The following is a 13,660-nucleotide window of genomic DNA, read 5'->3' on the forward strand; positions in this document are numbered from 1 at the left end:
ACTCTGATAACGTGTTAACGAACTAAAGCGTTTGCCACCTGTTCTTGGATACGGGGGTCACCATTGTTGGAGGGGAATAAGATGAGAAAAGCAGCCATGTTTACGATGTTAATTGGATTGATGATGATCGTGTTGGCCGGATGTTCCGGCGGTAAGGACGACAGTAAATTGATTATTGGCATTGATGATAAATTCGCCCCGATGGGCTTTAGAGATGAAAATAATGAGCTGACCGGCTTTGATATTGATTATGCGAAAGCGGCCGGGGAACAAATGGGTAAACAGGTGAAATTTCAGCCGATTGACTGGTCTGCCAAAGAATCCGAGCTGAACAGCGGACGTATTGATCTCATTTGGAATGGATACACCATTACGGATGAACGTAAGGAAAAAGTGCTGTTCACGAAGCCATATCTGAAAAACAGTCAGGTCATTGTCATACCAGCTACTTCCAGTCTTTCCAAGCTGGCTGATCTGGCGGGCAAAACGGTGGGACTCCAGACGCTGTCTTCAGCAGCCGATGCATTGGATGCGAATCCGATCAAAAGTAAATTGAAGTCAGTGTCTGAGTACCCGGATAACGTTCTTGCTTTGACAGATCTGAAAACCGGTCGCCTGGATGCGGTTGTCATTGATGAAGTCGTTGCCAAGTATTATATGTCGAAGGAACAAGGGACGTATAAGCTGCTTGATGAATCATTGGCCCCTGAGGAATACGGCATCGGTGTGAAAAAAGGGAATGAAGAGCTGTTGACGCAGCTGCAATCCGCTTTGGATGAGCTGCACAAGAACGGAAAAGCTGCTGAAATTTCGAAAAAGTGGTTTGGTGAAGATAAAGTATTAAATTAATACGTAGTGTATTGAACTAAGGTTTAGGAGTCGAAGGTCATGAGTATGGAATATATTTTACGAATTATGAAGCCTATGCTTGAAGGGGCACAGATGACGGTTATTTTATTTTTCATCACGCTCATCTTGTCTATTCCATTGGGTTTTGTCGTTACGTTGCTGGCCAAAAGCCGGATTAAGCCAATCGCTTGGCTGATGCACACGTACATTTATGTTATACGCGGCACGCCGCTTTTGCTGCAATTATTGTTCTTTTGTTTTGGTCTGCCGATGTTGCCTGTCATTGGGGAGTATCTGGTAATGGATCGAACAACGGCTGCCGTGCTGGCATTTGTATTGAATTATGCGGCTTATTTTGCAGAAATTTTTAGAGGCGGAATGTTGTCGATTGATAAAGGGCAATACGAGGCTTCGCAAGTGCTGGGCTTGAGCAAGTCGCAGACGCTGATAAGAGTCATTGTGCCGCAAATGGTACGGATCGCTTTGCCTGCGGTAACCAATGAGGCGACAACATTAGTAAAAGATACGGCACTACTGTATGCAGTAGCGGTACCGGAACTGCTGCATTTTGCCAATACGGCTGTAAACCGCGATTTTTCGATTGTACCTTATGTTGTAGCAGCGGTTATTTATTTGTTGTTAGCTTTGGTGCTGACGCTATTCTTCAGGGCGCTGGAAAAACGTTTTAAATTCGAGTAAAAGGAATGTCGGGATATGAATACTAATGCAATAGAAGTTATCGATTTGAAAAAATCGTTCGGCAAGCTCGACGTTCTGAAAAGAGTGAGCTTTAACGTTAAAGCGGGCGAGGTTGTAGCTGTCATCGGTCCTTCAGGTTCAGGGAAAAGTACCATGCTCCGTAGTTTGGTACACCTGGAAGATGTGACAGGCGGGACGATCCGCATTCATGATAAAGCACTGGTGGAAAATGGTCAGTACGCTCCGGCAGGTGACATTAAGGGCATTACTACCGGTATGGGCATGGTCTTTCAGCATTTTAATCTGTTCCCTCACTTGACGGTGCAGGATAATCTGGAGCTGGCTCCGAAGCTGGTGAAAAAGGTGAGTAAGGCTGAACTGCGCCGCCAAAGCGCTGAGTTGCTGGCTAAAGTCGGTTTGGCAGATAAAGCAGATGCGTATCCATCCCGACTGTCGGGAGGGCAGAAGCAGCGCGTGGCGATCGCCCGGGCAATGATGATGAATCCAGATATTTTGCTGTTCGACGAGCCGACCTCGGCCCTTGATCCCGAGCTGACAGGCGAGGTGCTGCGGGTCATCAAAAAGCTGGCTGAGGAGAATATGACGATGGTCATCGTGACCCACGAGATGAATTTTGCGCGAGATGTGGCGGATCGCGTCATTTTTATGGATAATGGCGAAATTGCAGAATCCGGTACACCGGAGCAGATTTTTGGCAATCCGCAGTTGGAGCGGACGAAGGTGTTTTTGAATCGGGTGGAAGCTTAGCCCAAGATGCATATCATCTTTGCATACTTGTGTATATGTGTTTTATATCTCCCAAAAGCGACTTTAAAGAAGTATTCTGATGTAAGCTGAAGCAGGCTATTTGAGCTCTGTTAAGCGAACGAAGAATGCTTTTTTTTTTTTTGAAATGGTTCTTATTCCAGTAAATGTGATCTATTTCATATGATTGTGTAAGAAATGGGGTTTAACATGTAAAACATGCTACCACGATTTAAACAAATTCTGTTACTAGCTCCACAATTTAAAAGTGGAAGGTTGGGATTTGAATGATTGATCGTTTTCACATTTATTGTCACATTCCGTTTTGCAAGAAGCGCTGTCCATACTGCTACTTTACAGCCAAATTTTCGGAAGAGGAGATGATTAACCTCGATGTAATGGATGAGTATGTTAAAGCCTTGAAAGTGGACATTGAATGCACTGAATTTCCAAAATCAGCAATCACCTCGATAGTTTTTGGTGGAGGAACCCCATCCCTCCTAAATGAAAGTCAGCTAGACACTATTATAAATTCCATTCGAAATAGGATTACCCCAGAACAATTTACCCACATGAAATTTATGGCGTATGAAGTTTCCCCAGATACCGCATCCAAAGAAACCTTGTCTATTTTCAGGAGAAAAGGATTTAATCGTGTAAGTATCGGTGCCCAGTCTTTTAATAATGAAGAGCTCAAATTGCTGGGACGGCCCTATTCACGAGAAAAAATTATAAAGGCTGCAAGCCTGATCCGAGAAATTGATTACGACATGTTAAATATTGATCTGCTAATCGGAATCCCGGGGCAGACGCAGAGCACGGTCATGGAAAGCATAAGGGATACAGTGAATATACGACCGGAACATATTTCGGTTAGTCTTTTCTACTCCTCTTATCCAGGGGGAAAGGAATTTGTCGAGCGATGCGAGAAAAGAGGAAAACATATTCTAGCATTGTCCGATAAAATCTCAGTTTATGAAGAAGTGTGCGGATTTTTACAACAAAACGGATATATAAGAGTAGATAATACTGTTTTTTCTTTACCAGATTATATATTTCCTTATGAAAAAGATGCTATAAGTGAAACAGAGCCGGTGTTGGCTTTTGGACCCGGATCTGCGGGATATTGGGATAATAATCGTGTACGCTTCACACCTCCTTATATTAAAAATTATATAGAACTTCCACATTCAGTCGAAGAAGAAATTACAGTCGATAATTATGCGTTTACGATTGTATGGGGGCATTTGAATGCCTATGGAAAAATCGAGGAACGAACGTTAGAGCAGTATCTAGGAGTTAATTTTGAAAAAGTAATGGAAATGGAGAAAGATGTTAATATTCTTTTGTCCGTTTTAATTCAAGAAAATCTGGTGGAACAACAAGACTCGGCTTACATATTAAAACCAGAAAGTCTAAATCGCGCGATTGTACTAATGCATTATATAAGGGATGGCTGGGGATACAAGCTCATGACTGCCCCGGATGAAATTAAAAACTAAGAGTAAAGTGAAGGTGAATACAATGAATCAAGAAGAATATTCAAAATGGATTAAAAACGTTTCTATTGCCTATCTGGCAACGTATGATTCATTCAATAATCAACCTCATGTAAGACCTGTAGATGCGGGGACTGTTCACAACGGATATATATATTTCTCTACCTTCAGCAATACAGATAAGGTTGAACAAATCCGGACGTGTGAGAATGTGGAGCTTACTTATTTTGGAGACGGGGCTCAGCTCAGAATGGCAGGTAAGGCCAAACGGGTGAGTGAAAAGAAGGAAGAAGATCTATTTTTGGAAAACAACCCTATGATAAAAGAAACCTTTAGCAATGAGAAAAGAAATCAGTTTGTATTGTTTCAAGTCACACCCCATGCAGTAAGATTTATGGGCGAGGAAGATCATCAATACTCTCCTGTAGATTGGAAGCAGACGGACCGGATAGGCATGTGACTCATGGAGACAGACGAACTGATTTTTGATTTTCTAGGTCCGGATACGATTGAAATGCAAAAGTTTATTGGTGATGTCTGGCCTGAGAAGATACATGCAAGGGTTTTGGACCTGGCTTCAGGGAGTGGTGAACACTTATTTGGTTTTATAAACAAGTCTATTGAATCTGTAACTGTAGTTGATCGTTCGCCGGAATCGTTGCAATTGTTGCTCAACAAGCATAACGATCATGGAAATATGATTAATACGGTATGCTCTGACTTAAATGATTGGTCTTGCCCTCAAAAATTTGACATCGTACACATTGGGGATAATTCTATCCAAATGTTCCCTGCGTATAAAAACCAATTTGATATTTTTAGAGTAATTGCTTCAAGTTTATCAGCCGAAGGGGTTGGAATGGTTAATGTTACGCCAGTGACGGAACATCAAATCATGGAATATGGCGGGGCACCTAAAGTGATTAAATCACTGACTATCGACGGGGAAGCATTTGAAGTATATGGAGAAGTCAAAATCGATGTTTTTAATCAGATCTTAATGATGTATTTCACAGTTTATAAAAATGAAAATGAAACCAGCCGTTGTACCTGTCGATGTCGGATGTTATTGAAACATGAAATAGAGGAGATGGCAAAGGCTGCTGGACTAAAAATAGTGCAAGTTAAACAACAGAAACTTAAACGGGGAAACGATTCTTACTATTACCTATTGCAACTCAATCAATAGAGCAAATGGGAGAATAAGGGTATGTCCAAAACCGTTACATTGAATCCAACGGCGTTAATGAACAGGGCATTTTTACGACAACTTAGACAGCTTGAAAAAAATATTTTGGTTACTAAAAATAATTTATCCGGAATTATGGGTTTTGAAACCGAATACCTTCTTTTTGATTTTGAGTTTAATTTGGTAGATGAAAAGGTCCGGAATCGTGTAATTGAAAATGCAACATTTATAAAACGGGAAATAGGTGCCAGCCAAATTGAATTGGTATCCCGTCCTTTCACACTTGCAGAGGGACTTGAAAATCTTATAAATGAAATGCAGGAAATGGAGCAAGAGGCGGCAGCCATAGCACATGCCCAAAATAATAGACTGGCGCGTCTTGGTACCTATCCTGGTTCATTTACTGACTTGGAAATTACAGATGACCGGGAAAATTATCAAATGATACTCGACCAGTTTAAAAGTTCAAGAAAACATCACCTTGAGCTTCATTTGGGAGAAGTTGATCTATCAAGTCGTGTTCATGAGCTAATTAGCGGGTGTCAGTCGACACAAATGAATGTACAGGTTAACTATAATCAGGCTGCTATTGATCTTTTGAACAAGACGATTGAGATCTCACCTCTCTTTATTGCCATTGGGGCCAATTCTCCGATTTTGGACAGGCGATTAACCGGATTGCTCGAAACTCGTAACCTGATTTGGGAGATTGGTTATGATTTGCGGACCTATTCTGAATTTTTGGCAGCTCTGTCTACTCGCGTTTCATTTCCTCATCAATATTATGCAAATTTCCATAATTATTGGGCAACTTTGTATCAACAAAAACATATGAAATCCGATCCACGGTATGCATTTAGCCTCAATCAAAAAATGAATTGGAAAATTGCGAGATTAAAACTGGTAGGTGGCAGCGGTAAGCCCACAGCATGCTTGCTTGAAACGCGATTTATACCGATCCAGCCAACACTTCGGGAAGATATTGCGTTGCATCTCGGAGTCTATGCGCTTTTGGATTTAAGCCTAAGCAAAGGCGGAGAAAGACTTCTTCCCGTTACTTTTGTGAAGGAAAACTTCAGGAGGGCTTCATGCTACGGAATTGACTGTGAGCTTTACTATTTTACATCCGACGGTAAAAGAATCACTGAGTATGCAGCCACGGAATTAATAAATAGAGCTGGCGAGCGTATTTGTGATTATTGGAAAAGAAAATCTTCTTCAACTGCAACACTTGTGGAGGAGGTACTAAGCAAGCGACTTAGAGTAGGCCCTCCAGCCTTATCACTAATAAACAATATCAGGGGGAACTCGAAAAATACACTTCTTGGAACGCAAGAAATAAAGCGAATAGTGTCGCAAAATTGTATTCCTGTCAATGAGGGATCGTAAGGAGGACTTTGGTATGTCTGCTAATAGTTCAAGGGCTATATTTTTACTGGAGCCTTGTTTTTTTGGAGAAAAATATATTGAATTTGCCGCTGAACTTGAGTTGATTGTAATTGTCATTCGAAGAGAAGGCGGCCCCAAGGTGGAGAAGGCGCATCTGGTACATTTTGAAATCATCAGTGACATTACAGATGCCGAGTCTACTTACTTGAAAATGGAGTATTTTTTCAGTCAGCATCCGGATATATCCCGCAACTCGGGTATTGTACCTGGTCACGACTATGCAGTACCGGTCGCCGCGATTATCTCCCAAAAGTTTGGCTGGAATTCCATTCGCCCAGATGTAGCCCATAATGCCCGCAGCAAAGAGTGTATGAGAAACGGGCTAAAAGGTTCTCAGTATGTATCCAATCCAGATTACCATTTGTATCACAGCGTATCCGAACTAAAGGAGCAGTTGGACCAGATCCAATTCCCCGCTATTGTTAAACCCGTTGATATGACAAGTAGTATGTTAGTCAAATGTGTGCAAACATCTGAACAATTAATTAGGCAGGCCGAAAAGATTATTCAGAATGAGGATAACTTCGGTTATCCATCGAATCTTTCATTTCTAGTAGAAGAATATATCAGAGGCCAGGAATATAGCTTCGAGGCTTTTATGTTTAAAGGTGCTTGTAAATTTGCCCATATTACTGAAAAAATGAAAACTCCCCTTCCTTATTTTGTTGAGCTACAGCATACCCTTCCAGCATCTATGGAATCTTCAAAATACACTCAATTATTAAACAGCTTCATAAATCTTATGGCTGAGCTTGGAATTACAGAAGGACCCTGTCATTTGGAATTTGTGCTGTCCAGGGGACATATTTATATTATCGAATATTCTACTCGTCTTGCAGGGGACCGTATAACTGATTTGTATAGCTTGAGTTACGGAGTAAATCTGCATAAGGCTTCGATTTTGTGCGCTTTGGGAGAAAGACCGGATGAGTACCTGCATGAAACCCGAAACGATATTTCAAGAATCCGTTATTTCCATCAAAAGAGTGGAAAAATCAAACAAATATCAGGGGTGGAAGAAGCCAGACGTTTGCCGGGTGTCATAGAGATTGTTATAGAAAAGAAGGAGGGAGATACAGTACCGGATGAGATGACTAGCAGTATGGACAGATATGGTTTTTTTGTTCTTAAAGCTGATACTTATGATGAATTAGAGAAAGTGAGCCACCAAGTTGAAGATACGATCCAATTTGTGATGGAAAGAGAGACTACTTATGAAAAGCAAAAAGGATGAAAATCAATTCGAAATTTTGCTGATTAATCCACCCTTATGGTACTACCAGTCTGTGCCACCCGATATTACGGCTGCGGCTGCTTTATTACATCACCAAGGAGTGGGTACCAAAATCCGTGATTTAAATTTGGAATCATTTCATTACTTTTTTCGGGGACGTTCGGACATCATCACTCATCTTACGGACACTGAACTGTTTTATAATTTTGAACATTTAGAAGAAACCTGCCAAAAAATCGCTGAGATTTATGATCGTATTAGTGAACAGATTTCACCCGCGGTGCTGCGATGGAATTTATATGATCCGGGAGTGGATCTACGTAATATTGATGAGGTACTAAGGATTGCCGAACAGAAGGAACACAATCCATATTTTGATTTTTTCAAAGAAATTTTACCGGATCTTGTCCCTGAAGGCGTCAAGGTGGTTGCTATTTCAATTTTTCATCCAGATCAGGTTATTCCCTTATTTTCGTTGACTTCATTGTTAAAAGAATATAACTCTAATCTACACATTCATCTGTTCGGCAATCTGGAGGATCAGATTAATACAAAAATATTAGTGCGAAATCTTCCAGATAAGGAGTATCATTTGTTGTTTTCTCATGTGGATTCGTTTGGCTTGGGAAATGAGCATTATCGATTGAGCGAACTGGTTAGAGCTGTTGAGGATTCATCTAAGTTGGAAGAACTATCTTGGTTACTTACTCAAAAAGAACTTCAACCTTATATTGAAGAAACTAATAAACACTATTACACCAATAAAATAACATTACCCGTTTTATCTTCTCTTCCTGCAAGTGCTCTAATGCCGGAAGAGGTTTTAAATGTAGCTGCGTCTGTAAGTTGTTACTGGAAGGGATGTACTTATTGTTCTATTAAAGAGCATGGTACTTATCAGAAAGAGAGTATTGAGAGTATCCTGCAATTAATGGAGAATTTTTCAAAACAACAGACATTTTCGGTATTACGATTCAGAGACTGCTGTATTTCACCCACAGATTTAGAGAAAATAGCAACTCAAATTGTAGAAAGGAAGCTTATATTATCCTGGGCCTGTCGTGCCAGACTGGAAAAGGGTTTTAATTCCCGATTGTTTGAACTGTTAAACCGTGCAGGATGCATCATGATCTCTTTTGGAGTAGAGACCTTTGAAACAAGGGTATCCAGACTGATGAACAAAGGAATAGATCTTGAATATGCGCCTGTGCTGATTAAGAGTTGCTATGAGGCTGGGATTGCGGTGAAATTAACAGCGATGATCGGGTTTCCAGGTGAAACCAGTGAAGAAGCTCTTGCTAATCAAGCACGGCTACGGGAACTGTTTCCCTATTGTATAGATATCCGATATAACCGTTTTATTCTATTTGAAAATTCTCCTATTGCTGCCGATCCTGCTATGTATTCCATTCAAAAAATACCTTTTAACAATCGCCAGCATTTACGATTTTATAGTGAGTTTAGCAGGGAAAGTGGGATGACACAGGTGCAAGCAGATATACAGGCTGCTGAGTTTGAACAGGAAATTAAACAAACTTATGCTTTTTTTCTGTCAGAAGAACATTTGCTTTTATATTTGAAAAAATGGGGACTTTCTTTTTGTATGAATCTTGTAAATGCCAGGTCTCTCTATCAATAAAACGAAAGGATTAGGGATGGATAAACATTATGTAATTTTCGCGAAATTCGAAAACTTTTCTCGTATTGTGAATGAAGGCTTGAGCTCTTTAAGGTATGAAAAAACGTTGATTACTAATAATCAACGTTTGATTGAGCGTTGTAGTGATCATTATCACCATTTCTTGTGTGTCGAAGATTTAACATCACCTCAAGTTGTTGAGTTTATACTAACACTGCATGATGAAAAGCCCGTGAACGGTATTTTTTCCGAGAGTGAGGATTTGGTGCAGTTTACCGCTTTGCTTAGAGAGCGATTGGGTCTTACGTGTGGAGTCATCGGGAGAGATGGTGATTTTTTTAGAGATAAGGTAAAAATGAAAAATCATCTTGCTCAAGAGAAAGTTATTCTTATTCCTGAATATCGAACCGTTCACCACTTTGCTGATGCAATCGACTTTTTATCTAAACATGCTCCCGAGGCCATTATTAAACCAATTGACGGAGCGGGGTCCCTTCATACGTTTCGGGTTCATTTGGATAACATCCACGAATATGAACAATTGCTTAACGACCATGCCGGAAAATTTGAGATTGAACAATATATTGATGGAAAAATGTTCCATATGGATAGCGTTGTATATAATAACCAAGTTGCATTCACTTCAGTTGCCTGCTATACGCATAGCACTTTGGAATGCAGGGAGGGGAAGCCACTGTGCGGGTATTTTTACCCTGACCATGAGATGCCCTTGGTCCAACAGCTTATCGCGGCAAATAACAAAGTATTGAGTGCAATGCCGATCACAAGTGGAGTAGCTCATACTGAACTATTAGTCACTAAGCAGCAGGAGATCTTATTTTGCGAAACAGCGGCACGAATTGCAGGCGGAGGAATTATTTTTGGTATAGAGGATACATGTGGAGTAAACCCGCTACTGGAGGGGGCTCGCGCTTTTGTCGGCGAACAGCCGCTTTTCAATCAATATTATCCACAGACGAATGGCGGGTATCTGCTGCTCTATAAGAAGAAAGGAAGGGTTAAACACGTCACCCCAAGCTCTGACTTTCTTCAGATACAAGGTGTGAAGCGGGCTGATATTTTACCACAAGTGGGTGACTGCTTGTCTTTTAGCGGCAGTTCCGGTGATGTGGCTGGAGTTGTGACTTGGTCAGTTGATTCTTTTGAGGAAAATGAGCGTATTCGTAATGAGATTGAGCATTTATGGGAACTTGAAATGGAAGTAAGCCTGTTTGATGAGGAAGGGGAAGCGTAGGTGGTTAAAAAGTTTGAAAGTCAGGTCAGATTATTTGGTTTATTGAGGTTTCTGAACACATTCTATGTATATAATTCCATTTTGGTTTTCTATTTTAGTAATATGATTAAGCTTAACTATACCCAAATTGGGATTGTAATGGCCAGTTACTATACGGCATCCATACTATTTGACATACCCACGGGAATGATCGGAGACCTGATTGGGAAGAAAAAGGCTATCCTTATCGGAGCGATTTTTCAATGTATTGGTATCTTTCTTATGGGATCATTACAAACTTATATGCTACTTATTATAGCTCATATCATTTTTGCATTGGGCTCATCCTTCATATCAGGTTCGGAACAAGGCTTGATTTATAAGCTTCATGAAAAGCATGACAAGCTTGATGTCTTGAACCGTAGCTACGGAAAAATTTTTTCAGCAAGTATTTTGTCTACGATTGCTGCTGCTCTTCTAAGCTCAGTAGTTATTCAATATAGCTATTCGGTTACTTTTTACATTTCGGCATTCTCTAATTTTTTAGCGGTGTTTTTTGTGTGTCTGGTTCATGAGGAGAGAGTTTATGAAGACAAAACAGGTAAAAAAGCGTTTCAACGAGTTCGCCCTCTACAAATAATGAAGGAATCCTTTCAGGAAATCAGAGTCAACAGGCAACTACTATTATTTTCTATTTACTATATATTCACAGCTATCATTCTAACCTCAGTATTCTTTCAATATCAACCCTATCTACAGCATTTAAAAATTTCACCGACTTTTTTTGGAGTTATTTATGCTCTTTTCGGCATTATTCCACTCATCTCTGCTCAGTTATCACATTTAATCAAAGGGAAGTATATATATATACTTAATCCTTTGATCCTTGCTGTTGTTTTTTTAGGGATGGCGTTAACCAAGTCCATTTGGCTTGGGATCGTATTGATTTGTTTGTTTCGGTTTAACTGGGGGATCATTATTCCAAAAATACAAAGTCACATTGATACCAGCATCACGAGCGAAACTAGCAGGGCGACAACCGTATCTACTGTGTACAGTGTACATAATCTTCTCCTATCTATGATGCTTATCATCAGTGGGCATCTTATTGAAAGCTACAGTATTGCTGTACTCCTGATTATCTATTCCTTGTTTAGCCTTTTATTTTGCTTGTATGTCTTCATTTTCCGTAGAAGCTACAACAACACAGAGGTACCCTCTAAAAGCACTTTAATGATGGATTCGAAGGAGTTGTAGTGGATGAATACCGAGGTCATCTTAATTCGCGTTTCCCCAAAAGCTGTTTTTAGCTATGATATCGAAAATGGTCATTTTCATAGGGAGAACCCCTACTCAGAAGTCACGGATTACAGTTATAGCTCGGAATTTAAACATCATAAAAGAGCAAATGACCTTTCTAATTTTGTGAAAATAGAGCGTGTTTATCAACTGGAAAACACGGACAAGGCTCAGGCCGAAATTGCCCAGCTTGCGCGCAGGTTACATCTGACTGATTTCAGTGTAATTGAAGGACCGCTGGAACGTCCTGAATTCGTTGCAGACTACAGACCTAGTAGCCCAACAGCTTACCTGGATTTTTTTCTACAAAAATGGCACAGGGGCTGTAGTCCCTTGTATTCGGAGGAGGAATTGCAAGAGGGAGAAAACCACATTAAAAACTTGCGTCATACCCATCCTTCTTATGGTGAATTAAATGAGTATGAGTATATTGCAAAAATGCTGAGTATGTTGGACTCGAATCAAACCCAATTGTTTCCCTGCGAAGCTGGGGTACATTCTTTTCAAGTAAATGGTGATGGAGCGCTTTTTCGCTGCAATAGATATGCTAAGGCGGGCTTGGAGAAATCAAGCGACGAGATAGGATGTATCGATTCTGTGGACGATTTGGCACCTTGTAAAAGTTGTTTTTCAAGATATATGTGCGGAGGACGTTGCAATTTATTGATTAATCAGCTTCAGAGCAATGCATGTGTCCTGTTTCGGGAGTTTACAATTGTTTTGTTGAAAGCGATCATTAGTCATCATCTGGCTGAAAAATCGGCTGGAATTCTGGTAAAGGAGTAGACATATGCGAATTTGTACAGGATTAGTGACCATTGATGATTTAGTGCCTTTTATTCAGGCCGGAGCCGAAGAATTTTATTGTGGCGTCATTGATGAACAATGGTTGGATCGGTATAACTATATCGTTGCCTTGAATCGCAGACCTTGGCCTGATGCGAACTTTTCCAGTTTTGCTGAACTTGCGGAGGTCGTGAATATAGCGCATGCTCATGGGTGCCAGGTATTTTTTACGATGAACGAACACTGCTATAACAACCAGCAGCTTGGTATCCTGGATTACTATTTGGAGCAAGCTGTTCGTTGTGAAGTGGATGCTATTATTTTTGCTGATTTGGGCTTGGCCGGTTATTTTGCGGATAAGAAAACGAATGTGGATGTGCATATCAGTACAGGCGGCACGATTTTTAACTGTTACACAGCAGAAATGTACACCAAAGAATTTCATGCGGATCGGCTTATTTTGCCCCGTTCCTTGTCCATGGCAGAAATGAAAATCATAATTGAAAGCTCACCAAATACAGAGTTTGAGGTTTTTATCAAAAATGAAGGCTGTACTTATATAGATGGCTTTTGTAATTTTGTGCATGGGACTCGATTTATGAATAACAATGATGGGGTCATTTTTAATCCTCCATGTGTTTTGAGATATCAGGTTATTGAGAGTATTACGCCCATACCGTATGATGTACCACTGCTGGAGAAAAAGCTAAACTGGATTTTAGACAATAAGGGTGACTGTGGTGTTTGCAGCTTATATTATCTGAACCAATTATCGGTTGATAGCTTGAAATTGGTCGGGAGAGCTTCAGACAGAAGTCAGGTTTTAAGTGATATCAGGATGATAAAATCAGCGATAGATTTATGCGGCGAGGTGGCAAACTTCGAAGAGTACCATCACATGATTTCTTCGCAAATATGTCAGAATAGCTGGAAAAACGATCAATTGATTACACATTGCTACTACCCGGAAATTCTGGACCATGTAAATGGCATTCATAATGTTCAGGGGAGTGTATAA

13 protein-coding genes are annotated in these 13,660 nt (G+C 40.4%); all 13 read left to right on the forward strand.

The annotated features are described in order from the left end of the window. Window positions 1-81 precede the first annotated feature (81 nt). The 13 genes from MLD56_RS05105 to MLD56_RS05165 all read left to right on the forward strand — a co-directional run bounded on the left by MLD56_RS05105 (window position 82) and on the right by MLD56_RS05165 (window position 13,660). On the forward strand, window positions 82-849 hold the full coding sequence (locus tag MLD56_RS05105) for an amino acid ABC transporter substrate-binding protein (RefSeq protein WP_029517551.1): 768 nt from the start codon (window positions 82-84) through the stop codon (window positions 847-849). Between the two features lie 39 nt (window positions 850-888). Then, a complete protein-coding gene (locus tag MLD56_RS05110) occupies window positions 889-1,548 on the forward strand; it encodes an amino acid ABC transporter permease (RefSeq protein WP_029517550.1) in 660 nt (219 codons plus the stop codon). A 15-nt stretch (window positions 1,549-1,563) separates the two neighbouring features. Continuing rightward, window positions 1,564-2,316, forward strand: a complete 753-nt coding sequence (locus MLD56_RS05115) for an amino acid ABC transporter ATP-binding protein (protein ID WP_029517549.1) — start codon at window positions 1,564-1,566, stop codon at window positions 2,314-2,316. A 284-nt stretch (window positions 2,317-2,600) separates the two neighbouring features. Continuing rightward, window positions 2,601-3,815, forward strand: a complete 1,215-nt coding sequence (locus tag MLD56_RS05120) for a radical SAM protein (RefSeq protein ID WP_029517548.1) — start codon at window positions 2,601-2,603, stop codon at window positions 3,813-3,815. A 22-nt stretch (window positions 3,816-3,837) separates the two neighbouring features. Then, complete coding sequence (locus tag MLD56_RS05125; protein ID WP_029517547.1) at window positions 3,838-4,272, forward strand: pyridoxamine 5'-phosphate oxidase family protein; 435 nt, start codon at window positions 3,838-3,840, stop codon at window positions 4,270-4,272. Between the two features lie 3 nt (window positions 4,273-4,275). After that, entirely contained in the window at window positions 4,276-5,001 is a 726-nt protein-coding gene (locus tag MLD56_RS05130; RefSeq protein ID WP_029517546.1) for a class I SAM-dependent methyltransferase, read from the forward strand. A gap of 21 nt (window positions 5,002-5,022) precedes the next feature. Continuing rightward, window positions 5,023-6,390: a glutamate-cysteine ligase family protein gene (locus MLD56_RS05135; RefSeq protein WP_029517545.1), complete on the forward strand. Its 1,368-nt coding sequence runs from the start codon at window positions 5,023-5,025 to the stop codon at window positions 6,388-6,390. A gap of 13 nt (window positions 6,391-6,403) precedes the next feature. Beyond that, window positions 6,404-7,684: an ATP-grasp domain-containing protein gene (locus MLD56_RS05140; protein ID WP_029517544.1), complete on the forward strand. Its 1,281-nt coding sequence runs from the start codon at window positions 6,404-6,406 to the stop codon at window positions 7,682-7,684. Further along, entirely contained in the window at window positions 7,665-9,323 is a 1,659-nt protein-coding gene (locus MLD56_RS05145; RefSeq protein ID WP_029517543.1) for a B12-binding domain-containing radical SAM protein, read from the forward strand. Before MLD56_RS05140 ends, MLD56_RS05145 begins: the two co-directional genes overlap by 20 nt. A 16-nt stretch (window positions 9,324-9,339) precedes the next feature. Further along, window positions 9,340-10,578, forward strand: coding sequence for an ATP-grasp domain-containing protein (locus MLD56_RS05150; protein WP_141695515.1), 1,239 nt, complete (start codon window positions 9,340-9,342; stop codon window positions 10,576-10,578). After that, entirely contained in the window at window positions 10,579-11,814 is a 1,236-nt protein-coding gene (locus MLD56_RS05155; protein ID WP_029517541.1) for an MFS transporter, read from the forward strand. A gap of 3 nt (window positions 11,815-11,817) precedes the next feature. Then, entirely contained in the window at window positions 11,818-12,642 is an 825-nt protein-coding gene (locus MLD56_RS05160; RefSeq protein ID WP_029517540.1) for a hypothetical protein, read from the forward strand. A 4-nt stretch (window positions 12,643-12,646) separates the two neighbouring features. Then, window positions 12,647-13,660, forward strand: a complete 1,014-nt coding sequence (locus MLD56_RS05165) for a peptidase U32 family protein (protein WP_029517539.1) — start codon at window positions 12,647-12,649, stop codon at window positions 13,658-13,660.

It is taken from the genome of Paenibacillus peoriae (assembly GCF_022531965.1).
GTDB lineage: Bacteria > Bacillota > Bacilli > Paenibacillales > Paenibacillaceae > Paenibacillus > Paenibacillus polymyxa_D.